This window comes from Citrobacter sp. Cb080 (assembly GCF_030334745.1).
Taxonomy (GTDB): Bacteria; Pseudomonadota; Gammaproteobacteria; order Enterobacterales; family Enterobacteriaceae; genus Citrobacter; species Citrobacter braakii.
In genome coordinates, this window is the sequence record NZ_JAOWDG010000054.1 from 92,409 (window position 1) to 117,502 (window position 25,094).

At 51.9% G+C, this 25,094-nt stretch carries 21 protein-coding genes and 1 pseudogene; 9 read left to right on the top strand and 13 right to left on the bottom strand.

Annotated elements, in window-relative coordinates:
- Window positions 1–27: 27 nt before the first annotated feature.
- Window positions 28–1,260: a dicarboxylate/amino acid:cation symporter gene (locus OGV38_RS09725; RefSeq protein WP_003019196.1), complete on the bottom strand. Its 1,233-nt coding sequence runs from the start codon at window positions 1,258–1,260 to the stop codon at window positions 28–30.
- Between the two features lie 219 nt (window positions 1,261–1,479).
- On the opposite strand from OGV38_RS09725, the gene OGV38_RS09730 reads away from it, so the two are divergent.
- From OGV38_RS09730 to OGV38_RS09745, 4 genes are all read left to right on the top strand, one after another.
- A complete protein-coding gene (locus OGV38_RS09730; protein WP_016151563.1) occupies window positions 1,480–2,406 on the top strand; it encodes a LysR family transcriptional regulator in 927 nt (308 codons plus the stop codon).
- A gap of 75 nt (window positions 2,407–2,481) precedes the next feature.
- Complete coding sequence (locus OGV38_RS09735) at window positions 2,482–3,762, top strand: DUF445 domain-containing protein (protein ID WP_286473237.1); 1,281 nt, start codon at window positions 2,482–2,484, stop codon at window positions 3,760–3,762.
- 97 nt (window positions 3,763–3,859) lie between these two features.
- Window positions 3,860–5,047 carry an MFS transporter gene (locus OGV38_RS09740; RefSeq protein WP_269518443.1) on the top strand — a complete coding sequence of 396 codons (1,188 nt, stop codon included), beginning with the start codon at window positions 3,860–3,862 and terminating at the stop codon, window positions 5,045–5,047.
- 190 nt (window positions 5,048–5,237) lie between these two features.
- The gene (locus tag OGV38_RS09745) at window positions 5,238–5,639 is read left to right on the top strand and encodes a hypothetical protein (protein WP_269518442.1); all 402 of its coding nucleotides are present in this window, start codon (window positions 5,238–5,240) and stop codon (window positions 5,637–5,639) included.
- Between the two features lie 61 nt (window positions 5,640–5,700).
- Here the strand turns inward: OGV38_RS09745 and OGV38_RS09750 are convergent, their stop codons facing one another.
- The 5 genes from OGV38_RS09750 to uxuA all read right to left on the bottom strand — a co-directional run bounded on the left by OGV38_RS09750 (window position 5,701) and on the right by uxuA (window position 11,505).
- Entirely contained in the window at window positions 5,701–6,738 is a 1,038-nt protein-coding gene (locus OGV38_RS09750) for a porin (protein ID WP_269518441.1), read from the bottom strand.
- Window positions 6,739–6,914: 176 nt separating this feature from the next.
- Complete coding sequence (locus OGV38_RS09755; protein ID WP_016151558.1) at window positions 6,915–7,124, bottom strand: hypothetical protein; 210 nt, start codon at window positions 7,122–7,124, stop codon at window positions 6,915–6,917.
- A gap of 647 nt (window positions 7,125–7,771) precedes the next feature.
- Complete coding sequence (uxuR, locus tag OGV38_RS09760) at window positions 7,772–8,545, bottom strand: Uxu operon transcriptional regulator (protein WP_065554582.1); 774 nt, start codon at window positions 8,543–8,545, stop codon at window positions 7,772–7,774.
- Between the two features lie 221 nt (window positions 8,546–8,766).
- A complete protein-coding gene (locus OGV38_RS09765; RefSeq protein WP_016151556.1) occupies window positions 8,767–10,242 on the bottom strand; it encodes a fructuronate reductase in 1,476 nt (491 codons plus the stop codon).
- A 78-nt stretch (window positions 10,243–10,320) separates the two neighbouring features.
- Window positions 10,321–11,505, bottom strand: a complete 1,185-nt coding sequence (uxuA, locus tag OGV38_RS09770; protein WP_047414556.1) for a mannonate dehydratase — start codon at window positions 11,503–11,505, stop codon at window positions 10,321–10,323.
- 260 nt (window positions 11,506–11,765) lie between these two features.
- Between uxuA and gntP the strand changes: the two genes are divergently transcribed.
- Window positions 11,766–13,109, top strand: a complete 1,344-nt coding sequence (gene gntP / locus OGV38_RS09775) for a gluconate permease GntP (RefSeq protein WP_016155594.1) — start codon at window positions 11,766–11,768, stop codon at window positions 13,107–13,109.
- A gap of 48 nt (window positions 13,110–13,157) precedes the next feature.
- Here the strand turns inward: gntP and OGV38_RS09780 are convergent, their stop codons facing one another.
- The 3 genes from OGV38_RS09780 to OGV38_RS09790 are packed head-to-tail and all read right to left on the bottom strand — an operon-like array spanning window position 13,158 to window position 16,000.
- Window positions 13,158–13,850, bottom strand: coding sequence for a LutC/YkgG family protein (locus tag OGV38_RS09780; RefSeq protein WP_269518436.1), 693 nt, complete (start codon window positions 13,848–13,850; stop codon window positions 13,158–13,160).
- Entirely contained in the window at window positions 13,843–15,270 is a 1,428-nt protein-coding gene (locus OGV38_RS09785; RefSeq protein WP_286473238.1) for a LutB/LldF family L-lactate oxidation iron-sulfur protein, read from the bottom strand. Before OGV38_RS09785 ends, OGV38_RS09780 begins: the two co-directional genes overlap by 8 nt.
- A 10-nt stretch (window positions 15,271–15,280) precedes the next feature.
- On the bottom strand, window positions 15,281–16,000 hold the full coding sequence (locus OGV38_RS09790) for a (Fe-S)-binding protein (RefSeq protein WP_016151551.1): 720 nt from the start codon (window positions 15,998–16,000) through the stop codon (window positions 15,281–15,283).
- A gap of 580 nt (window positions 16,001–16,580) precedes the next feature.
- Here OGV38_RS09790 and OGV38_RS09795 point away from each other — a divergent pair.
- Together OGV38_RS09795 and OGV38_RS09800 are read left to right on the top strand one after the other, a co-directional pair.
- Complete coding sequence (locus OGV38_RS09795) at window positions 16,581–18,134, top strand: L-lactate permease (RefSeq protein WP_286473240.1); 1,554 nt, start codon at window positions 16,581–16,583, stop codon at window positions 18,132–18,134.
- A 48-nt stretch (window positions 18,135–18,182) separates the two neighbouring features.
- On the top strand, window positions 18,183–18,389 hold the full coding sequence (locus OGV38_RS09800; RefSeq protein WP_176443277.1) for a hypothetical protein: 207 nt from the start codon (window positions 18,183–18,185) through the stop codon (window positions 18,387–18,389).
- A 216-nt stretch (window positions 18,390–18,605) separates the two neighbouring features.
- Here the strand turns inward: OGV38_RS09800 and pdxY are convergent, their stop codons facing one another.
- The 3 genes from pdxY to OGV38_RS09815 form a co-directional block, all read right to left on the bottom strand.
- A complete protein-coding gene (pdxY, locus tag OGV38_RS09805; RefSeq protein ID WP_269518433.1) occupies window positions 18,606–19,463 on the bottom strand; it encodes a pyridoxal kinase PdxY in 858 nt (285 codons plus the stop codon).
- Between the two features lie 11 nt (window positions 19,464–19,474).
- Complete coding sequence (locus OGV38_RS09810; protein WP_016151548.1) at window positions 19,475–20,740, bottom strand: aromatic amino acid transporter; 1,266 nt, start codon at window positions 20,738–20,740, stop codon at window positions 19,475–19,477.
- A gap of 188 nt (window positions 20,741–20,928) precedes the next feature.
- A complete protein-coding gene (locus OGV38_RS09815) occupies window positions 20,929–22,299 on the bottom strand; it encodes a tyrosine phenol-lyase (RefSeq protein WP_016155590.1) in 1,371 nt (456 codons plus the stop codon).
- Window positions 22,300–23,077: 778 nt separating this feature from the next.
- Here OGV38_RS09815 and symE point away from each other — a divergent pair.
- Window positions 23,078–23,440 (top strand): endoribonuclease SymE, encoded by a 363-nt coding sequence (gene symE / locus OGV38_RS09820; RefSeq protein WP_019078284.1) that lies wholly within the window; start codon window positions 23,078–23,080, stop codon window positions 23,438–23,440.
- Between the two features lie 57 nt (window positions 23,441–23,497).
- On the opposite strand, the pseudogene tssD reads toward symE, so the two are convergent.
- A pseudogene (gene tssD, locus OGV38_RS09825) lies at window positions 23,498–23,761 on the bottom strand (type VI secretion system tube protein TssD); the annotation flags it as partial.
- 88 nt (window positions 23,762–23,849) lie between these two features.
- On the opposite strand from tssD, the gene OGV38_RS09830 reads away from it, so the two are divergent.
- A protein-coding gene (locus tag OGV38_RS09830; protein WP_117086587.1) for an IS3 family transposase occupies window positions 23,850–25,057 on the top strand; the annotation gives its coding sequence in 2 pieces (ribosomal slippage) (window positions 23,850–24,171 and window positions 24,171–25,057; 1,209 coding nt in all).
- Window positions 25,058–25,094: the final 37 nt, after the last annotated feature.

The following is a 25,094-nucleotide window of genomic DNA, read 5'->3' on the forward strand; positions in this document are numbered from 1 at the left end:
ATCTCCTGTTCTTAATCCGTGTGAAACCTATACCACCGCAGCAGTAGAGTTTATTTCAGTGTTGGTCTGCTTTTTTCCAGCGAACCGTTCAACAATCTGCGCCGCATTCAAATCATGGATAACGTTAATCAGTGTGGCAGGCGCATCGGTAATCGTGCCCAGCACTACCAACATCGGGATCGCTTCCATTGGCAGGCCCAGCGTAGTGACGATAAAGATTTCACCGAGGAATGCCCCGCCCGGTACGCCGCCGACGATAATGGCGGAGAGCACCGCAATCAGCATGGTCAGGAAGAAGGTCTCGGTGGTGAACTCCATGCCCAGCACGGAATAGATAAAGACAATTTTCAGCGCGGCAATCATCGCCACGCCACCTTTGTTCAGGTTAACCAGTAGCGGAATGGAGACATCAACGATTTCCGGGTTAATCCCCATCGCCTTACCGGCACGCAGCGTCACCGGGAGAGTCCCCAGCGAAGAGCAGGTTCCCAGCGCAGTCGCAGACGGTTCAATCGCATTACGCCAGAAAGCTTTGACCGCCGGAATCCCGCCGCCAATATACGAATAGAGAATCGAGCCAAAAACAAAGTAGACCAGCGTGGCCACCATGAACAGGCCGATGGCGCGAGCAAAGGTCAGCAGCAGTGCAGAGTCCTGACTGGCCATAGTGGCAGCGAAATAGCAGCCCAGGCCAATCGGTGCAACCTTCATAATGATTGAGACGATCTTCATGATCACGGTATTGGCATCTTCCAGCAGCGACGCAATGCGCTTACCGGCCTGATCCGATTGACCAATCGCCACACCAGCAATAATCGCCATCACAATCAGCGCCAGAATATTGGACTTAGAAAACAGTCCGATAAAGTCGCTGGTCGTGATCATGCTGACAAAATCCATCTTACCGCTGCCCGCCTGCACCGACTGCGAAAGATCGATAGTGACGCCCTGCGCCGGGTTATACCATAGCGCCAGCGCAACGATCCCGGCAGCCGGAATAAAGGCCATTGCGATCGAAACAATAAAGATAATCGCCATAATGCGCCCCAGCCTTTTCAGGTCGGTCATACTGGCGATCGAAGACATGACGCTGATCCCCACCAGCGGCACAATAATCATAAATAGCAGATTTAAGAATATCTGGCCGATTGGCTGGAGTTTACTTGCAAATGAGGGGGCATAAATACCTAATAAGCCGCCAATCACCAGAGCAACTAATAAAATAATCGACGATCTGTAGGGTTCGAGTCGTGACCACATAATCGGTACCTTTAGAATAATATTTAATGAGATTAAATTCACAATGTGATGAGTTTCCGTTTCGCCTCCTTTTATTTTGTGACGTAACTCACCTAAGTTGTTATTTTTTCATTTTGCCAGCAAGTTGTTTCCTGTGATTCAATAGTTGCATGTTTAAAACGCGAATGTAACGGCCTATTCGTACCGTTTTTGCAAATCACTTGTGAATAAAAGGAAACTATGAGTACGCCGATTTCACTCAAGCATCTGGAGTTTTTCATTAAAATCGTCGACTGCGGAGGATTGTCAGAAGCCGCGGCGCAGCTCAACGTCTCGCCATCTGCGGTCAGCAAAAGCCTGGCGGCAATGGAAGATACGTTAGGCACGACATTAATTAAACGTACCACCCGCAGTATTACCCTGACCGATGCCGGGCAATATCTCTTTAACCGCGCCAATAAGCTTTTGAAAGAATTCGATGAAACGCTGAATACCACCTCCGGTTATTACCACAGCCCGCAGGGTGAATTACGCATAACCTGCTCAATTGCGTTTGGTTATTCCCGGCTGGTGAACCTGGTGGATAAATATCGTTCCCAGTTCCCAGATGTGAATCTGTATATCGATCTCAACGATAACTTCGTGAATCTGAACGAAACGGATTTCGACATCGCCCTGCGAATCTCCACCGCACCACCGCAGAACTACGCAATGCGCAAGCTGGTGCCTGTCCGCTGGGCGTACTGCGCCTCACCCGGCTACCTTGCCAAAAAAGGCATGCCCCAGCGTCGTAGCGATCTGGTCAATCATGATTGCCTGGTTTACCCAGGTCTCACGCCAGTGCTGAAGGTGGCGGATGAACAGGATCGTCTGCATCAGTTAAAACTGCATATGCCTATCCAGGCCAACAGCAGTCTGGTATTGCTGAAATCGGTGTTAGAAGATCAGGGAGTGGCGTATTTGCCCACCTATCTGATTGGCGATCATATTCAAAAAGAAGAGATAACGCCGCTGATGCTCGACGGCACCATCACCTGCGAAACCCACGCCCTTTATGCGCTCTATTTTCCCAGTAAGTACAGCAATCCGAAGGTGCGATCGTTTATCGATTTTCTGGTGGCGGAACTCGGCCCCTTACCCGCCTGGGACAACTGGATCCCGGAGTAAGCTTTGCTCGCCTGAAAATGGGAGGCGCTCCACATTTTTTGCGCGATCCCCCCGTCTGGCTCTATCCTTAAGCCTATGAATAAAATTGCTGAACTCAAACGCGCCAAGCGACTGGCGCTCTCATTGCTGCTGATTGCCGCCGCTACCTTCGTCATCACGCTGTTTCTGCCGCCTAACTTCTGGGTGCTCGGGATCAAAGCGATCGCCGAAGCGGCGATGGTCGGTGCGCTGGCGGACTGGTTCGCCGTGGTGGCGCTTTTTCGACGGGTACCAATCCCGTTCATCTCGCAACATACGGCGATTATCCCGCGCAATAAGGATCGGATCGGGAAGAACCTTGGTCAGTTTGTGCAGGAAAAATTTCTCGACACCCAGTCCCTGATCGCCCTGATCCGCCGCCATGAACCGGCGTTGTTGATCGGTAACTGGTTCAGCCAGCCGGAAAACGCCCAGCGAATTGGCCAGCATCTGCTGCAGATCATGAGCGGTTTTCTCGAACTCACCGACGACGCCCGCATTCAGCGGCTGATCAAGCGGGCAGTGCACAAAGCCATCGACAAGGTCGATCTCTCCGGTACCAGCGCGCTGATGCTGGAAAGCATGACCAAAAACAACCGCCATCAGGTGTTGCTCGACACATTGATCGCCCAACTTATCGCCCTGCTCCAGCGCGACAGCTCGCGGGCGTTTATCGCCCGACAGATCGTGCACTGGCTGGAGACCGAGCATCCGCTGAAAGCGAAGATCCTGCCGACTGAATGGCTGGGCGAGCACAGCGCCGAACTGGTGTCTGATGCCGTTAATTCCTTACTGGATGACATCAGCCACGATCGGGCTCATCAGATCCGCCACGCCTTCGATCGCGCCACGTTTAAGCTAATCGATAAGCTCAAACACGATCCGGAGATGGCCGTGCGGGCCGAAAGCATGAAAAACTATCTGAAGGAAGACGAGGCCTTCAACCGTTATCTTGGCGAACTGTGGGCAGACCTGCGCCAGTGGGTGAAAACCGACATTAACGCTGACGATTCGCGCGTGAAGCAGCGCATCGCCAGCGCCGGACAGTGGTTCGGCGAAACACTGGTTGCCGACAGCGCCCTGCGCGCCTCACTGAATGGGCATCTGGAGCAGGCCGCGTATAAAGTTGCGCCGGAGTTCGCCACCTTCCTGACGCGCCACATCAGCGACACGGTGAAAAGCTGGGATGCGCGCGATATGTCGCAGCAAATTGAGCTAAACATCGGCAAAGATTTACAGTTTATCCGCATCAACGGCACGCTGGTCGGCGGTTCTATTGGGCTGGTGTTATATCTGTTGTCGCAAATTCCTTCCCTGCTGACGCTGGCGAATTTTTAAGGAGAAAGTAAAATCCCTGTTTTTATTTTACTTTTCATTATCATTTGCACATGTAATATAACAATTATCAAACTAACAGCGTGAAATGAGAGTCCGTATGTCCGAGGGAAGCCCCGATTCAAATCGTCATGCCATCAGCGTCGCGCTCTTTGGCATGCTGGTCTTAACGCTGGGCATGGGAATTGGACGCTTTCTGTATACGCCGATGCTCCCGGTACTGCTGTCGGAAGGTCAGTTTACGTTTGACCAGCTCTCCTGGATTGCCAGCGCCAACTACGCTGGATATCTGGCGGGAAGCCTGCTCTTCTCCTTCGGGCTCTTCCATCTTCCCTCACGTTTACGCCCGATGTTGTTAACTTCTGCGCTCGCTACCGCAGGGTTGATTCTGGCAATGGCAAGCGTTAAGCAACCCGCGCTGGTGATGCTGATCCGTTTTCTGGCAGGCGTCGCCAGTGCCGGTATGATGATCTTTGGTTCGATGATCGTCCTGCATCATACCCGGCATCCCTTCGTGATCGCCGCATTGTTCTCCGGCGTTGGCGCAGGCATTTTGCTGGGCAATGAATATGTCATCAGCGGTCTGCATTTTGCGCTGTCATCGCACACGCTCTGGCTGGGGGCAGCGGCAGCTTCCGCTGTATTCTTTGTGCTACTCGTTATGCTCCTGCCATCTCGCAACCATGCGCTCCCCGCCGCAGCACCGGTAAAAACAGAGCATCAGCCTATGTCCTGGTGGCTGCTGGCGCTACTGTATGGGTTAGCCGGATTTGGCTACATCATTGTCGCTACATACCTGCCACTGATGGCGAAAAGTGCCGGGTCGCCGCTGCTGACGGCCCATCTCTGGTCGTTGGTCGGCATATCGATTATTCCGGGTTGTTTCGCCTGGCTGTGGGCTGCCCGACGCTGGGGGGTATTGCAATGCCTGACGGCGAATTTACTGATCCAAAGTGCCTGCGTGGTCATGACGCTCGCCAGCGACTCCTTGCCGCTGCTGGTGATAAGCAGCGTGGGTTTTGGCGCAACGTTTATGGGGACCACTTCGCTGGTCATGCCGCTCGCCCGTCAACTTAGCGTACCGCGCAATATTAATCTGCTAGGCCTGGTCACCCTGACTTACGGCATTGGGCAAATACTCGGGCCGCTCTTAACCAGCCTGCTGGGAAGCGGCGCTCAAGCGATCGTTAATGCCACGCTATGCGGTGCCGTCGCCTTGTTTATTGCGGCACTGATCAGCCTCACACAATTATACAAACAGCGTTTCGCCTCCCCCAAAAGGGTATAATCGACAACCTTATAAACAGGTATCTTAGGATTAGTCCGCAATCAAATGTCAACATTTAATAAACCACAAATAATCGGCAATTACCCGCCAGACAATTTATAATCCCCGGCTGTTCATTTATAAACTCAATTTAAAATGCGTAAAAATGGACATATTAAGTCAGCATCAACACTATCTTCGGGAAAAGTACATGTCATGGTTTAAAAAAATACTACTGGGGTTAATTATTTTGGTGGGTTTAATTGGCACGCTAAAGGATTATAAAGACTTTGGCCTGTTTGGCGCGTTAGGATTGTTTCTTATATTCCTGTTAACAACAACATTTTTATGGCAATGGGCCTCTGGCAGGTTACCAAAGATAACCCAGCTTCAGGCCGTATTTATTTTACTGGCCAGCGCGGTAGCCTCAATTTTTGTTATCAATATGGCAATTGCCGGAAATTTGCATGTGGATTTAATGGAGGTCATGTACGTTACCATTACGCATAATCCACTTTTTTACCTGATTCTCTGCGTGGTCGCATGGGTAAAAGTGGGCATCTGGCAATGGCTGTTTAGCGGTGTACAGGTGAAAGAGAGTCAGCCAGTTTAAACACGGCAGAGGTAAAAAAGGCGTCTTAACTAAGACGCCTTTTGCATATCAGTACAAAAACCTAGAACTGATAGGTCAGACCCGCAACAACCTTGTTGTCGTCGTCTTTGCCGTCGAGCAGGTTAATTTTGTAACCCACATCAGCCACGATGTTTTTGTTGAAGTAGTAATCCGTGCCAAACGCTACGTATTCAGTCAGGTCATTATTGTTGTTGTCACGCGCGTGAACGTAACCCACGTTCGGACGCAGACCAAAATCAAACACATACGCAGCCATTGCTTCAAAGTGCTCAGCTTTATCCGCATCCTGAATCAGGTTGTGGGACTTGCCGTACATGGTCGCGACGTAGATGGCATTAGCATCATATTTCAGACCCGCGCCCCAGAACTCTGCGTTTTCGCCATCCCATTTACCGTCTTTATTGCCTTTCTTTTGGGCTGCTGTGATTGAACTATTTGTGTAGGTCGCAATAGCAGACACGCCGGAATCCGCAATGTTGTCATAGCCCAGGGAGAAGCCGTAGCCGTTACCGTGCTGCTTAGTCAAATTAGGTTTTGTCGGGTCTTCCGAGTTGGCATCACCTTTACCCTGGTATTGCGCACCAATGTTCAGACCATCAACGGCTCCAAAGAGATTTTTGGTGCGGAGTGTTGCAACGCCAGAAGTACGTGAAGTAAGGAAGCGGTCAGCATCTTCAAAGGAGTCGCCGCCGAACTCTGAAAGAGTGTCAGTGTAAGCTCCCACGTCGTAAGCGATACCGTAGTTACGACCGTAGTCAAAGCTAACGTCATGGCCATAATCCAGGCCAGCAAACGCCAGACGTGTATTGACGCCATTCTGAGAACCTTCTGCTTTAGAGGCATCAAACTGACTTTCAAATTGGCCATAACCGGTCAGTTGATCGTTGATTTGTGTCTCACCGCGAAAACCCAGACGCGCGTATGTACCGTCGGCATCGGTGCCGCCAGTCCAGGAATGGACCGCTTTTACTTTGCCGTACAGATCCAGTTTGTTGCCATCTTTATTATAAATTTCCGCTGCATGAACGGAGGTTACCCCTAATACCATTACAGCTAATGCCACTGCTGACTTTTTCATGTTATTACTCACTTTTAATTGTGAATTTTGCTATCAACTTTGTTATGAAGGCAGAATACCCGCATAAAAAAGCCCCCTATGGAAAAGGGGAAAACCTCTAACACACCAATGAAGGTAATAATAAAGTGGCAAGACACATATCATTTTGGGTTAAATAAAACCCGAACAGAGAGTAATTACTTGGATTCTTCGTTTACGCTCTCATTAACAGAGCGATATAACATTATTGCTTCGGCAATAATATCTTGTTTACTTTTACGGGTTTCAAATGCCAGCGTACGAACATATTCCCACAGAGAGGTATCGACACGGGCACTTAAAAGAACCATATCTTTTGAACGGGTACCCCTGGCCTTTCTAATATCGGGGTAATCTCGAGAGGGCATTATCATCTCCTGAACGCAAACACGCTTATGGCGATGAAATATGCAGTCAGTGTAAAAACATGTCAACGGCAAAATACAGTGACAATAGTAATGAAACTGTTAATAACGGACAAAAAACTGGAACAGCATTTCAAATGAAAGATAACTTGATTATAGAATAATGTGTAATTTTAACTTTACATATATTCACTTTTATTCATTTGATTAAAAAAGCCAGAACTATTGACAATAAACATGACCTCAAATCAAAACATCATTACAGCCAATAAGTTACGTGCCGTTATTAATGTCTACATTTCCGTGAAGCGCCTGTTTTTATGCACTGTTATTCCGGGCTGCCTCGCTCTGACCACCGCGGAAATCAGTTTGATTCTCACTTAACACAGGCCCATTTTGTCTAAAAATAAGCACGGAAAGGTAAAAATAAGGTAAACAATGCATTTTTTCGCATGCAAAAATAAGTTGTTTTTAATTGATATAAATCAATTTTCACCGCGTAATGACGGAGGAAAAATCATCATCTGAGGTGATGGAAACCTTTTTTTACGTGACGTTCATGACGAGAAAAAAGCGTTGTTATGCAATAAACTTTTGTGCTGAAAAGTGTCGCGCGGGCTGCAACAGCCCGCATGGGAGAGGAAGGAAAATCAGGCGTTAACTTTATCCAGCGGCCAGGAATCAAACAGATAACCATCAAAGTCGATGTCATCAACATTTGAAAACTCCAGCAGGCGCTGTTTGACGTTTTCCAGATGCTGCCACATTGCCAGCTTGGCTGCACGGGCATCCTTTTTGATTAATGCCGCCAGGATCTGTTTGTGGTCACCCATCCACTCTTTACGGTAATGGGTATCGTCAAGGTGGCTATGGAGCTGGATCCACATCGGGTTGTTTTCACGCCACTGCCATGACTGGCGAAACAGCTCCACCAGCATGCTGTTATGCGTGGCTTCGGCTATGGCGAGATGGAACTGCATGTCGCCGCTTTCAGAACCGTTCGCTTCGCTGGAGGCCAGCTCCCGCTCTTCCAGCTGTAACGCCTGGCGCATTTTAACGATATCTTCACGGGTAGCCTGCAGCGCGGCGAATTCGGCGATATTGCTTTCCAACAGCTGTCGCGCCTGCAGCAGCTCAAACGGGCCCGCGTCATTGCAATGATTGACATCCGTACTGTCGATGGTCTGCGCATCTGCATTGTCGAGTACGTAGATCCCGGCGCCGCGGCGCACGTCCACCAGACCTTTAATTTCCAGCATAATTAACGCTTCGCGAACCACCGTGCGAGTGACATTGAGCATCTCAGCAATTTCACGTTCCGGCGGCAAACGCTCCCCGGGCAGGTACGGCGTCTGGACAATCAGATCGCGGATCATTGCACCCACTTCCTGGTAGGGTCTTTGTTGAGAAGTGTTCGATTTCATCGTGTTATGTCCGTCAGATGCGTCAATTCAGATCCGTAGGCCGGATAAGGCACATGCGCTGCCATCCGGCACCTGTGCCGTTGGCTGATGGCGACGCTGACGCATCTTATCAAGCCTACAAAAAACGTTTTTTCGCCTGAACTATAGCATTTGCGGGAAGCCAAAAACAGAAAACGGGTCAACCAAATCAGCATTTTGATTGACCCGTCATACTTCGGGGATTATGCGTCAGCGCCTAACGCCGCAACGCACTCGCGTGCGCCGTGTTCACACAGCTGTTGATACGTCGCGATAATTGTCTCCACAAAATCAGCGTTTTCCGCCAGATCATGGCCAAAAATGCCGCTCAGCCCCAGCAGCGCCGTCACGCGTTCGGCCCCCTGGAACTGTTGGTTAATGCGCTGGAACTCAGCCAGCAAGGGGTCGACAACATCAATGGCCTGCCCCTGTTCATCCACGCCACGGGTGTAGCGCATCCAGCCCGCCACGCCCAGCGCCAGGTGACGCCAGTCGCTGGCGTTTTGCAGATGCAGACGCACCGGATCCAGCAGGCGCTGCGGCAATTTCTGGCTGCCGTCCATCGCAATCTGCCAGGTGCGGTGACGCAGTGATGGGTTGCTGAAACGCTCAATGAGCAGCGTCGCATAGGCGTTAAGATCGGTGCCTTCCGGCATCGACAGCGTCGGCGCTTGCTCCTGCATCATCAGCGCGAACGCCGCTTTGCGGTACGCCGGATTTGTCATGGTATCAGCGATAGTTTCATAGCCGCCGAGATAGCCCAAATACGCGAGGAAAGAGTGGCTGCCGTTGAGCATACGCAGTTTCATCATTTCAAACGGCACCACATCGGCAACGAACTGCGCACCAACGTTGTCCCAGTCAGGGCGACCGTTGACAAAGTTATCTTCGATAACCCACTGACGGAATGGCTCACAGGCGATAGCACACGGATCGTACACGCCCAACTGGTCGGCAATCTCTTGCAACGTTTCTGGCGTCGCCGCCGGAACAATGCGGTCAACCATGGTGCACGGGAAAGTGGCGTTAGCCTCAATCCACTGCGCCAGCTGCGGGTCGCGCGCCTGCGCCAGACCCAGCACTGCGACTTTCGCCACATGACCATTTTCACGCACGTTATCGCAGGACATCACGGTAAAGGCCGCAAGCCCTTGCTCACGACGCAGATGCAGCGCCTGTACGATGTAACCAATCGCCGATTTCGGCGCGCCTGGATTCGCCAAATCGTGTTTAATCAGCGGGTTATTGAGATCTAACTGACCGCTGGCAGCATCAGTGCAGTAGCCTTTTTCCGTGACCGTCAGCGAGACAATTGCCGTCTGCGGGCGCGCCATAGCCTGTAAAATACCATCACAACCGTCAAGCTCCGGGTGCAACGCTTCTTTCATCGAGCCAATCACTTTCAGCACGGTGTTGTCCGCGCCTTTTTCCGCCACGGTATACAGCAGTTGCTGTTTGCGCAGGTTTTCAATCAGGACGCGATCGTTACCCGGCATCAGGTTAACTTCACAGATCCCCCAGTCGCTGTCGGTGGTTTCCAGCAGATGATGGGTGTACAGCGCCTGATGCGCGCGGTGAAATGCGCCGCATCCCAGGTGAACAATGCGGGATTGCAGGCGCGAGCTGTCCCATGCAGGTCGAGCTACCGGCAGGTTGCTATTGGCAATTGTCGTTGTCATCGTGAACTCCAGAACCCGTTGAATGACCAACGGAAGAGAAAAGAAAAAGCCGGCCAGACAGGTGACCGGCAACTCGCTTTAGCGGCTAAAGAAAGCGCGCTGGATAGCCATCTCAACGCCACGCACTTCCGCCAGCCCTTTCAGGCGACCAATCGCGGAGTAGCCTGGGTTGGTTTTCTTTTTCAGATCGTCAAGCATCTGATGGCCGTGGTCCGGACGCATTGGGATCAGGTCCTCTTTACCCTCGGCTTTACGGCGCTGCTCTTCCTCAACGATCGCTTTCACGACTTCGTACATATCGACGTCGCCGTTAAGATGCGCCGCTTCATGGAAGGTTTTCGGGTTATCTTCACGCAGCGTGGAGCGCAGGTGGGTAAAGTAAATGCGTGGGCCAAACTGTTTGATCATGTTGACCAGATCGTTGTCCGCCCGGACGCCGTAGGAGCCGGTGCACATGGTAAAACCGTTCGCCATGCTGTTGACCGTATCGACCATCCATTGCATATCTTCCACGGTGGAAACAATGCGCGGCAGGCCGAGGATTGGGCGCGGCGGATCGTCCGGGTGTACCGCCATCCGCACGCCTGCTTCTTCCGCCACAGGAATAATTGCTTTCAGGAAGACGGCAAAGTTCTCGCGCAGTGCGGCTTTATCGATATCTTTATAACGCGCAAGATGCTGGCGGAACTGGTCAAGCGTATAGCCCTCTTCCGCGCCCGGCAGACCGGCGATGATATTGCGGGTCAGACGCGCTTTGTCTTCATCGCTCATGGTGGCGAAGCGTTCATTCGCCTGAGCAATCTCTTCGGCGGTGTAATCCGCTTCCGCGCCCGAACGTTTGAGGATGTGCAGCTCAAAGGCGGCGAATTCAATCTGGTCAAAACGCAGCGCTTTGGAGCCGTCCGGCAGGACGTATTCCAGGTCGGTACGGGTCCAGTCGAGAACCGGCATGAAGTTGTAGCACACGGTACGAATGCCGCACTGGGCCAGGTTACGCAGGCTTTGCTGGTAGTTGGCGATCCACTGCTGATAGTTACCAGAACGGGTTTTAATGTCTTCGTGGATCGGTACGCTTTCGACGACCGACCAGACCAAGCCCGCCTGCTCAATAATGGCTTTGCGTTTTAGGATCTCATCAACCGTCCACACTTCCCCGTTCGGGATATGGTGCAAGGCGGTGACCACGCCCGTGGCACCCGCCTGACGTACATCCGCTAAGGTGACCGGATCGTTAGGACCATACCAGCGCCATGTCTGTTCCATCTTTTATTCCTCATTTACGTTATGGACTCGACGATATGGCACATAAATTCCTCCTTTTGGTATGACATGTCAACCTGAAGGAATTAATTGGTTAACCAAATCACGATTTTTGCTGATTAGATCGCCATTTTGCGGCCAGGAAGCGCAGTGAAGATGTAAACATGTAACGCAATGTAACATTCATCGCATCAATGGTTAACCAATACGGATAACATCTCAACCAAAATCATAATAGTTCAACCAATAAAGGTAGACGTTATATGCATGTTCTCAATATTCTGTGGGTCGTATTCGGCATCGGTCTGATGCTGGTGCTCAATCTAAGATTCAAAATAAACTCGATGGTCGCCCTGCTGCTGGCGGCGCTCTCGGTCGGCATGCTGGCGGGTATGGACTTAATGGCGCTGCTGCACACCATGAAATCCGGCTTTGGCAGCACGCTGGGTGAGTTGGCGATTATCGTGGTATTCGGGGCAGTCATCGGTAAGCTGATGGTCGATTCCGGAGCGGCGCATCAGATTGCTCATACGCTGCTGGCGCGACTCGGGCTGCGCTATGTGCAACTGTCGGTGATCATTATTGGTCTGATTTTCGGCCTGGCGATGTTCTATGAAGTGGCGTTTATTATGCTGGCGCCGCTGGTGATCGTCATTGCCGCAGAAGCGAAGATCCCGTTCCTCAAGCTGGCGATTCCTGCCGTTGCCGCCGCCACCACCGCCCACTCTCTGTTCCCGCCGCAGCCTGGTCCGGTCGCGCTGGTTAACGCCTACGGCGCTGACATGGGCATGGTCTACATCTACGGTATTCTGGTGACTATTCCGAGCGTGATCTGCGCCGGGCTTATCCTGCCGAAGTTCCTCGGCAACCTCGATCGCCCGACGCCGTCATTCATGAAGGCCGACGTACCGGTTGACCAGAACAATCTACCGTCTTTCGGCATCTCTATTCTGGTTCCGCTGATCCCGGCGATCATCATGATCTCCACCACCATCGCCAACATCTGGCTGGTGAAAGGAACGCAGGCGTGGGAAGTGGTCAACTTCTTAGGCTCCTCGCCAATTGCGATGTTTATCGCCATGATTGTCGCCTTCGTGCTGTTTGGTACCGCGCGTGGTCACGACATGCAGTGGGTGATGAACGCCTTTGAAAACGCGGTGAAAAGCATCGCCATGGTGATCCTGATCATCGGCGCGGGCGGCGTACTGAAGCAGACCATTATCGATACCGGCATCGGCGATACCATCGGCATGCTGATGTCGCACGGCAATATTTCTCCATACATCATGGCGTGGTTGATAACCGTGCTTATTCGTCTGGCAACCGGTCAGGGCGTGGTCTCAGCCATGACGGCGGCGGGGATTATCAGCGCAGCCATTCTCGACCCGGCAACCGGTCAACTGGTGGGCGTCGATCCGGCGTTGCTGGTACTGGCGACGGCGGCAGGCTCCAACACCCTGACCCATATCAACGACGCCTCGTTCTGGCTGTTCAAAGGCTACTTTGACCTGTCGGTGAAGGATACGCTGAAAACCTGGGGTCTGCTGGAGCTGGTGAACTCCGTGGTTGGCCTGGTAATCGTGTTGATCATCAGCCTGATTGCATAACGTCGATACCGCTCTGGCCCAAAGCCCAGAGCGGTTCTTTCTCCTGCCTTAACAATCCTCGATAATCAGATACACCGCCTTCACCGGGCCATGCACCCCAACCACCTTGATAAGCTCAATATCCGCCGTCGAGCTGGGTCCGCTGATAATGTTAATGCACGACGGCATACGCTCACCGGCCTGCGCTTTCTGATGCAGTTTTTCTGCCAGTTGCGCCACGCGCGGCAGGATGGTGCTTTTACGCAGCACGAAAATCGAGGACTCCGGCAACAGGCTCAAAGAACGCCCGCGCTCCGGCGCGGAAAACAGCACCACGCCGCCGGACTCAGTCAGGCCATACTCGGCATACACTACGCCGACTTTCGCCTGCTCGGCCTCGGTAATATTTTCGCTGCCTCGCGCCGGATCCCAGACCACGGCGTTGCATTCCTGCTGCAAGCGTTCGGTAATGCCCAGCGCCACCAGTCGGCTGTCGCCGCTCAGCACTACCGGCTGACCCAATTCTTCACACAGGCGTAGCGCTGCTTCTGCGGCCTGGTCCTCGCGAGTCAGTTCACAGCGGGCCAGCATCACTTCGCTGGCGAACTGGATAAACGCATCGCAGCGCTGCTGCGGGTTAAGTTCGGTCAGGCGCTCGTTGGCATAATTGTTAACCGGCGCGGCATCCGCTTGCGGTTCGAAACGCGGCGGGCGACCCAGCGCCTGGGCGATGGTGTTTAAAAACGCGGTACGGTTATCCATTCTTTTTCTCCTGCGCCTGATGTTTCTTAAACCAGCTGCGGAAGCTCTCGCCGTCAGCATCAGGCAGATCGCGCGCCTCCATCCAGTCACCAATCGCGCCAACCTTGAGCGGGGTTTTCCCGCCATTGATAAACCAGCTTGCCGCATGCGCGCCCGCCATCATCCCCACTTTCCACAGCCCCGGATGGCTATTGGCATAAGCGAACATTTTGATCGCCCGTCGCTCGGCTTTCGGGGTAATGCCCTCCTCGGCCATCACCCGACGATGACGCAGGATCAGTTTTGACAGCGGAATACGCACCGGGCAGACGCTGTCGCAGGCCGTGCATAAGGAACAGGCGTACGGCAGATCTTTAAAATCTTTATAGCCGCCGAGCAGTGGAGAAATCACCGCGCCAATAGGGCCGGGATAGATAGAGCCATAGCCGTGTCCGCCAATGTGGCGATACGCCGGGCAGGTGTTCATACAGGCCCCGCAGCGGATGCAGCGCAGCACATCGCGAAACTCAGAGCCCAGCACCTGCGAGCGACCGTTATCGACAATCACCAGATGGAACTCTTCCGGTCCGTCCACGTTATCCGCCTCACGCGGGCCAGTCAGCCAGGTGTTATAGCCCGTCAGACGAGCGCCCACGGCGCTGCGCGCCAGCATGGTGATCAGCGCATCCACATCGGCAAAGGTCGGCGCGATACGCTCCATGCCCATCACCGCAATGTGCGTTTTCGGCAGCGTGGTGCACATGCGCGCGTTGCCTTCGTTGGTCACCAGGCATACTGAACCGGTTTCCGCCACGGCAAAGTTACAGCCGGTAATACCGATTTCGGCACTCAGGAAATCCTCGCGGATCTTCTGGCGAATGAACAAGGTCATGGCTTCCGGGGTTTCCGGGCCGTCATACCCCAGACGCTCGTTCAGCACGCGGCGGATCTGATAGCGATCTTTATGAATAGCCGGGACCACGACGTGCGAAGGCGGATCCTGATCCAATTGCAGGATGTATTCCCCGAGATCGGTTTCGATCACCTGGATTCCCGCATCCTGCAGGACATGGTTGACGCCGATCTCCTCGGTCACCATCGACTTGGACTTCACCACCTTCTTCGCGTTTTTGCTTCGCGCGACCTGCAGAATGTAAGCGGTGGCCTCTTCTTTGGTTTTGGCGAAATAGACGTGGCCGCCGTTTTGCGTCACTTTCTCGGAGAGTTGATACAGATAAGCGTCGAGGTTGCTCAGCACGTGATCGCGGATCTGGCTGGCACGATCGCGCCAGTCTTCCCAGTGGCCTAACTCATCGACCATTTTTTGTCGATTTGCGCCAATACGTTCCTGCGCATTGGCCACGGCTTTGCGCATGATCGGATCTTCTATCTGCTGACGAATACGCAGTTTAAATTCTACATCGCTGGTTTTTATCGACATCTCTTTCCCCTCAGCGGCTCATCAGCACTTCAGCAATATGCATCACTTTGACCGGCTGGCCTTCCCGTTGCAGTCGACCGCCAATGTTCAGCAGGCAACTGACGTCTGCGCCAATCAAATATTCCGGCTGCGCATCCATCAAATGTAAGACTTTCTCTTTCACCATCTCGCCGGATATCTCGGCCATTTTGACCGAGAACGTCCCGCCAAAGCCGCAGCAAGTGTCCTGATCGGCAAACGTCAGCAGCTCCAGCCCGCGCACGTTTTTCAGCAGCGCGAGCGGCTCTTCCTTCACCCCCAGCTTCCGAGTCAGGCTACAAGAGGGATGATAGACAGCGCGGCCCTGCAGGCTCGCGCCGACGTCCACCACGCCCAGCTTGTTGACGATAAAGGAGGTGAGATCCTGCATACGCGCGGCAACCTTTTCGGCACGCAGCGCCCATTCCGGCTCATCGGCCAGATACGTCGGATAACTTTTTACCGCGTAGGTACAGGAGCCTGCTGGCGAGATAATCGGATCGTCGTTGTCTTCCAGGGCGGCGATCAGGTTTTTCATCCCAGGGATCGCCTCTTTGATGTAACCGCTGTTAATGGCTGGCTGACCGCAACACCCTTGCTTCTCGGGGAAATTAACGCGACAACCCAGTTTTTCCAGCAGCAATACGGAGTCTCGTGCCATCCGTGATTTCAGTGCGTCACCAATGCAGGTAACAAAGAAATTTACATTCACAATAACTACTCCATTGCTTCATTTCTGTTTATTGCGCTTGATATCGCGATATCAAGCAAAGGTTCAGCCGTATTTCACGCCCAGTTTTTCTGTTTGCTGTTTTTACTAATGCCTGGGTTCATGGTGATGCTCGGGTCGTTTTCCTTTGATGCCGACTCTCCGCTTCTTAAGTCAGGACAGTCGCATATGTCTGTATTTTCATTTGTATGACAAAATCAAATAATCCCCTAATCAACCCCCATATGCAACAACCAGGTTTATTTCTTTCGGTCTCGCTCACATTTTTATATTTAAAACCACAGCGTTATGAACACCTTAAAAACAGTTTCAGGTGCTTACTATTCTCATCACCAGCATTATTAAAAAGGTTATCATATAACTATTTATAGGTATTCAGCTTACTCTTAAGTATATTTACCTGGCATTGGATTTTAATTAAAAGATTACAATAGTTACAAAACTACAAATCATAATTACTTTATTCACTGAAGCGATTCAGTTTACATACTTTATTAACCCAGCAATGTAGCCTCCCCACCATAAATATAAATCAGGTTTAATGAACCAATCAGGAATAGCAATGAACGAATATTTTATGTTTGCCCTGGCACTCTCTCCTTTACTACTGATGGTATTTTTAATATTGAAATTGAAAATGCCCATCCATTATTCCGTGTTGACCTCTTTGGTATTCACTGCCGCGCTGTCGGCCATATTCTGGGAAATGCCCGTACAGAATCTGAAAGCCGCGATAGGCTATGGCGCCCTGAAGGGGTTATGGCCGATTGTGATTGTGATCCTCGGCGCCATCTTCAGTTATAACGTCATGCAGGCAACCAAAGCGCTGGATATTCTGCGCGATATTCTCGCCAGCATTAGCGAAGATAAGCGTATTCAGGTGCTACTGATTTCATGGTGCTTCGGCGGATTCCTTGAAGCCGCGGCAGGTTATGGCACGGCGGTTGCCATTCCGATCGGCATTCTTATTGCGCTGGGATTCAACCCGCTGAAGGCGGCGATCGCTTCTCTCGTGGCGAATACCGTTCCCACCGCGTTCGGCGCGGTCGGGATCCCGGTTTCTATTCTGGCGGAACAGGTTAATCTGCCGGTGTATACCTTAGGCGGAACCATTATTCTGCAGCTCGCGCTGTTTAATATCCTGCTGCCGTTTGTCATTGTCTGCATTATTGGCGGCGGCCTGAAAGCCATTCGTGGCGTATTTCTGATCACGCTGATTTGCGGCATCACCACGCTGGTTCCGCAATATTTTGTCGCCATCCATCTTGGCGCGGAATTGCCCGCCTTTGCCGGTAGCCTGGTCAGCTTGTTTGCCGTGGCGATGGTCAGTCGCCTGCGCAAAGGGAAAACCGATCCCGAGTGGCGCATTGAGGTCAGCCATACCCGCGAAACCACGCCGCGCTCGGCAAAAGTGTTGTTCCGCGTAGGCTCTATCTATCTGTTTATTTTTGTTTTTATCCTACTGTGCTCACCGCTGTTCCCGACGATCAAAGGCGCGGCGTCCCAACTGGCCTCGGTGCTGCATTTCACGCTCGCCAACGGCAACACGCTGGCGCTGAAAGTTGAATGGGTGACCACGCCGGGGATGCTGATCATCTTTGCGACCCTTATCGGCGGTTTTATTCAGGGAGCGTCCGCACGCGGGATGCTGGAAGTGTTTATCAAAACCATTTTCCAGCTTAAAAATTCCATTGTGGCGATTATGGCGATTGTCGCGCTGGCCACGGTAATGGATCTCAGCGGGATTATCTCCACGCTGGCCCAGTCGATTGTCGATCTGACCGGCAGTTCCTACGTCTTCCTCGCCCCGGTGATTGGCGCGCTGGGCACGTTTGTTACCGGCAGCGATACCAACTCGAATATTTTGTTCGGCAAACTGCAAACCATTGCCGCCAGTAAACTGCATATCGATCCCAACTGGCTCGCGGCGGCGAATACTTCTGGTGCAACGGGGGGGAAAATGATTTCGCCGCAGAGTATCGCCATTGCGGTTTCAGCCACCAAAATGGACGGACAGGCCAACCAGATAATGTCTGGCACCATGAAATACTGCTGCGCCTATATTGTGATCCTCGGCCTGAAAGTCGGTCTCTTTTATTACTGGTTTATGGCGTAATCCATTGTCAACCCCGTCAAATTCACGGCAACCGTATTTGACGACGTGGTGACCAAAAAGGTTTACACCGCTTCAGGATCGAAACGAAGCGACTGGCTTTACGATTTGTCGGCGCTGACTAAAATAGCGCCGATGTTTCAAATCGAGGATTGTTGTTATGTTGTTCTGGAAAAAGATGGTGAAGAAGTTCGACGCCTTTTCCGCGTTGATCCCACCACGCTACTTCCGCGTGTAATGCCTGGCGCTAATGCCTGATGGCGCTTCGCTTATCGGGCCTACGTTTCACGCTCATTTGTAGGCCGGATAAGGCGCAAGCGCCGCATCCGGCAGCAGAGAAAAATGTTCTCCCCTTTCACTTACGCAGCCCGCACGCTCTTAACACCCTGACCCACAGACGAAGCCATGCAAAACGGTAGATCAGCGGATGCTGAAATCGTAGCAGTGTCAGAAACATAGAGCCTCCTTGCGGCGCTACAGCACCGTTGCCTGATAGCGAATTTGCGGCTCCATTATCTGGTGACGCGCGTCTATCAGCCGCAGTTCATACGAGTCGTGCTCTTTCGTCAGCCGCATCACCGCGTCGACGACACTGGTGGTCCGCTCCAGCGCCTGCTTGTCCTCATAACCGTTGAGCAGTGAAGCCAGCATCACGCTGCAAATCAGATCCCCAACGCCCACCGGCATTTTGGCAAAGGTATACAGCGGCCGGGCGATGTGTAATGTCTGTTCCGCCGTCACCAGCAGCATTTCAAACGCCTGTTCGTCGCGCGAGCAGTCGCCGAGATGTTTCACCAGCACCTTCTTCACGCCCCACGCCACCAACTGCTGCGCCGCTTCCACCACCTCGTCAAAACTACGTAGTTGTCTGCCCGTCAGCACGCCCAGCTCATAGAGATTCGGCCCCATCACATCAGCCAGTTGAATGGCGTCATCGACAAAAAAGGACTCCACGCCCTGCGCGACGATGCAGCCTTTTTGCGGGTCGCCCATTACCGGATCGCAAAAATAGAGCGCCTGCGGATTACGCTGGCGAATGGTGGTGACCGCGAGCTTCACCTCTTCGCAATGGCGTTTGTCCCCGAGATACCCGGACAGCACGGCATCGCATTGCGCCAGTTTTTGCAGATCATCCAGCCCGCTGATGATGGCGCTCAGCTCGCCGTGCGGCATCGCTATGCCCTGCCACATCCCGTACTGGGTATGGTTGGAAAACTGTACGGTGTAAAACGGCCAGACATCGATCCCCGAGAGCTGCATCGGCAACACGGCGGCTTTATTTCCGGCATAGCCATAAACGACTGACGACTGAACAGACAACACGTTTTTCATTTTGACTCCGTCTAGCGAAACGTTGGCAGCAGACCAAATACGTCCAGAACAACCGTCAGATAGACAACCGCCCCACAGACAATGACCAGATTGAGCACGGTGTTATTACACGGCGCGGTATAGCTGGCGGTCGGAAAACGTTTCCGCGCCGCTTTCACCAGGAACGGCGGCAGGATCACGCTCCAGATGGTAAAGGCCAGACCGGCGTAACCAATGGCGTGGACAAACCCGTTCGGGAAGAAGAAGCACACGGCGGCTGGCGGGAAGTAGGTCACCAGCGCGGTTTTCAGGCGACCCATGCCGTCATCCGGGAAGTGAAACAGGTCGGCGATGTAATCGAACAGGCCAAGCGTCGCCGCCAGCAGGGAACTGGCTACCGCAAAGTTGCCGAAGAAGGTCAGGATCAGATCCATATAACGGCTGGTGAACAGCCCGCTGATAGCCTCGACAAACACGTCGATATTGCCGCCTTTGGCGATAATCGGTGGGAACGAGGAACGACTGATGTTGCCCATCGTGACGCCCAGCCAGAAGATATACAGCAGCAGGGCAAACAGCGTGCCGATGATAATCGAACGCGTAATATTTGAGATCCCGCTCGTGCCATACAGCTTAACCAGGCTCGGCACGTTACCGTGAAAACCAAACGAGATAATGCAGAACGGCAACGTCATCAGGATATACGGCAGGTACTGCGAATTGGGCAGCGCCACCGCCACGCTGTCGACAAGTTTCGCCACTTCGATATGCCCCACCAGGCCAGAGAAGGTGGCAAAGAACGCAATAAACTTACCGATAATCAACACGGTAGTAATACGTCCAACCAACAAGGAGCTGTACCAGGCAATCGCCCCGACCAGCATACTGACGATCACCACCGAGATATTCGCCGGAAAGCGCACGCCGCTGTATTTGAACACGGTTTGCGCCATCACCGCCGACGAACCAGAGATATAGGCATAGGTCAGAATATACAGCACAAAACCGAAAGCGATACCGACCACAATATTCCACTTTCGACCTAATAAATCCTGAGTAAAGGTATTAAAACTGGCACCGGCGCCATAATGCAGATTAACTTCGACCAGCATCAGACCGGTTAATAACATCATGATGGCGATAAACAGAAGAATAACTGACGCACCGGGGAACCATACGCCAGCCATCGCAATCGGCAGGGAAAACATCCCTCCACCCACTACGGTCGCGATAACCAACATGGTTCCGCTAATCAGTCCGGGGGTACTACTCTGTCGCTCAATGGCATTAATATCCATGATAAATGTTCCTGTAGACTATTCGTTATAATTACAGCTGTCATTTGTACATCATGCGGATAATAAAAATGTCGGAGTCAGGGTTTACTTTTGTAGTTATGTCACGGTAACGGGCACCGCAAAGGCTTCCTGTTCATGGAAAAGAAATACAAAAAAGCCCCATCCTGAGATGGGGCCATAATTATTATTTAGATATAGTCAAAGCGTGCAGTAAAGAAACGGAGCTGCTTCGGCTCGTAAATAAACTTCAGCCCGCGAATATCTTCTTTGTGCTGGTAAAGTTTAATAATACCGTCAGCCACTACATCCATATGCGCGTAAGTATAAACGCGGCGCGGAATAGTCAGACGCACAGTTTCCAGTTTCGGCCTGTGGTGTTCACCGGTCACGTTATTACGGCCCGCAGAGATAATTCCGCGCTCCATACTACGTACGCCGGTTTCCACATAGATACTGGCAGCCAGGCTTTGCGCCGGGAACTCGTCCTGCGTCAGATGCTCGCAGAAGCGACGCGCATCAAGGAATACCGCGTGACCGCCCACCGGTTCAACAATCGGTACACCAGCGGCTTTCAGCTTGTCGCCCAGATAGCGAACCTGCTTCACGCGGTGCTCGATGTACTCATACTGCATGGCTTCGCGCAGACCAATCGCCATAGCTTCCATGTCGCGTCCGGCCAGGCCGCCGTAGGATGGCATACCTTCGTAAACAACGACTAACTCTTTGGCAGAAGAGAACATTTCGTCATCGTTCATGCACAGGAAGCCGCCGATGTTCACCAGACAATCTTTTTTACCACTCATGGTACAACCGTCGGCGTAGCTGAACATCTCATGCACGATCTCTGCGATGCTCTTGTTCTCAAAGCCCTGCTCTTGCTCTTTGATAAAGTAGGCGTTTTCTACGCAGCGGGTAGCGTCGTAGAACACTTTAATGCCATGTGCTGCAGTCAGTTCACGCACCGCGCGCATGTTAGCCATGGAAACCGGCTGCCCGCCTGCGAGGTTAACCGTGACTGCCAGGCAAATATAGGCAATATTCTCGGCACCTTTTTCATCAATCAGTTTTTGTAATTTTTTAAGATCGATATCACCTTTAAAAGCAATATTCAGACCGGCATCGTGCGCTTCGTCACGAACGATATCGACAAACACCGCACCATTTTTTTCCTGGTGATAACGGGTGGTAGTGAAATACATATTCCCGGCAACATATTGCCCCGGTTTAATTGCCAGCTGCGATAACAGGTTTTCTGCGCCGCGCCCCTGGTGAGTAGGAACAATATGTTTAAAGCCAAACAGTTCCTGCACGGTTCTTTCCAGATGATAGAAGTTTTCGCTGCCCGCGTAGGCTTCATCACCCATCATCATTCCGGCCCACTGCTTGTCGCTCATTGCGTTGGTGCCACTGTCTGTCAGCAGGTCAATATAAATATCTTTCGAATTTAACAGGAAAGTATTGTATCCCGCTTCCTGCATTTTCTTAAGGCGTTCATCACGCGGGATCATAGATACAGTTTCAACGCTTTTAATACGGAAGGGTTCTGCCGGATAATTCATTTTGTTTCTCCAGTAACAGTGGTCATGTACGTATTAATGTGAAGTAAAGCATACCTGGTTCATCAATAAAGTCTGATGAAATATAACTATTCGCCTCCTGAGTCAGGGGGAGAAATAATGTGGAGGCACTATGCAAGATTTAATTGATTATGGAAATAGCCTGGTCAACATTAATCACTGGCAATAATTTAAAAAGCTGTAAATGTAGGTGATGCAAATCACACGTCATTTTTTTACCCGTTCATATTCAACAAGTTTTTTTTTGCGTGTTGATTTGCCATTTGCGATGGTGCCCCCGTGGAGAGGGGAAATACTGAAAACTTAACTTTCCAGTCTGTGCTCATACTGTATTGCTGAATGAGTACACCCCATTTTGTGAGAGTCGGATCACTTCACGGGTTTATATTTGTGATTCACATCACTAAAAGTGTAAAGCAAAGTGTACAAAACGGCGTTGTTTCAGAGTTTGCTATTTGCTTCAGTGAGTTAGATCGCATTTTTGGCCTGATACAGATGGGCGTTATTTTCTGGAAATGGCAGGTATCAGGAGGATGGGACAAGAATGAATTTATACGATGAATAATACTATGTTTATTGGGATAGAGAGGATTTCTATTTATTCCGAAAGCGTGCTAATCGCGCTTATTTCATGTTATTTACATCTGGACTTCCCGCCAATTACTGGGGTAATTTACAGGGGTTTTATTAGCGCGATGCGAAGGTGCGCCAACACCTCCGCATCGCTAATCACAGTAACTATTATCGAGGAATAGCGACCATGACTGATACGCATTGTATTGCAGTTTCATTTGATCCAGAAGTGTACGTCGCAGATAACCGTTGCCTGAAGGTGGGTTATGCGAGCGGTTATCCTGATTACAGCCGTTTGCCGGTGAAGTATGTCCAGTTTCCGTCCATCGTGATGAAGGGCCAGTGGCTTAAAGCCGCCGGATTCGACACCGGCACCCGCGTCGATGTGCGCGTCATGCAAGGCTGTATTGTGTTAACCGCCCGCGCGCCCGAACCCGAAGAGTCAGAACTGATGAAATCCCTGCGCGCCGTGGAAAAGCTCTCCGCGCGTAAGCAAAAGCAGGTGCTGGAGTTTATCGGGGTCATTGCGGGGAAAGGGTCGAAGGGGTAACGGTCTTGCTAAAGGCGCCTGTGGGCGCCTTTATTAGGATGTATTGCGTCATATTTGTTATGCCGTAGTACGTTCGTTCCAGGCGTCGGTATATTGAATATTGCCATCTACAATACACCAGGTGATTTTTTCATAGCGCAGTTGTACGCTTTCCAAATGTCCGGTTCCCGTTACCGTACGTGTGTCATGCACGATTGGTGTCACTGATACAACTTTTACACCTTCAAGCAGGGTATTAAAGTATTCCACTTCCTGGCCTGCGTCGTTTATGTGATAGAACTTAAGTTCCGCACTTTGAAGTGTCTGACCTGTCGCAACTGATGTAGCCCCCTGAAACACCGGACAGTAGCTGTATCTCCAGATAAGAGATAGGCTTGAATATATGTCTAACACTAACGCCAATTTTGAGATGACCGGGATCCTGTTAGGGCAAGAAGTCCGTAAACGTAAAACTCCTCAGGAGAAGATCGCCATTATCCAGCAGACGATGGAGCCGGGTATGAATGTCTCCCATGTCGCCCGCCTGCATGGTATCCAGCCCAGCCTGCTGTTTAAGTGGAAGAAGCAATATCAGGAAGGCAGCCTCACCGCCGTTGCGGCTGGAGAGGAAGTCGTTCCTGCTTCTGAGCTTACTGCTGCTCTGAAGCAGGTCCGGGAGCTTCAGCGCCTTCTGGGCAAGAAGACGATGGAAGTTGAGATCCTGAAAGAAGCCGTGGAGTACGGTCAGTCGCGAAAATGGATAGCGCACGCGCCCTTGTTGCCAAAGGACGGGGAATAGCCATGGTCTGCCGGACCATGGGCGTGTCGCGTGCGCAACTGTCACTGCGGATTAACCGTTCTGCCGACTGGCAGGACAGGCGCTGTAACCGGCGTAATGAAGAAGCAGACGCAGAAATACTGTCGGCTATCCTCAACATTATCAGCGATATGCCGAGTTATGGTTATCGACGCGTGTGGGGCATCCTGCGCAAGCAACGTCGCACAGAGGGACAGCTACCTGTGAATGCCAAACGGCTTTACAGGATAATGCGTGAGCATAACCTGTTGTTGTTGCATCACAAACCAGAGCGACCGAAGCGTGAACATAAGGGCAAGATAGCGGTGGCAGAAAGCGATATGCGCTGGTGTTCAGATGGCTTCGAGTTCGGCTGCGACAACGGCGAAAAACTGCGGGTAACGTTCGCGCTGGACTGCTGCGACCGTGAGGCCATAGACTGGGCAGCAAGCACGGGAGGCTATGACAGTTCGACCGTGCAGGATGTGATGCTGAGGTCGGTGGAAAAGCGCTTCGGCGACAGGTTGCCCGACACAGCGGTGCAGTGGCTGACGGATAACGGTTCAGCGTATACCGCGTATGAAACGCGGAGGTTCGCGAGAGAGCTGAATCTGGAGCCCTGCACAACAGCGGTGAGCAGCCCGCAGAGTAATGGCATGGCCGAACGGTTCGTGAAAACGATGAAAGAAGACTATATCGCGTTCATGCCAAAACCGGATGTGAGAACAGCACTGCGAAACCTTGCAGTAGCGTTCACGCATTACAATGAAAACCACCCGCACAGCGCGCTGGGATATCACTCCCCGAGGGAATACCGGCGGCAGCGGACATCGTTAACTTAAGATACAAAAGCTGTTCGGAGATGGAGGGTCAAGATCA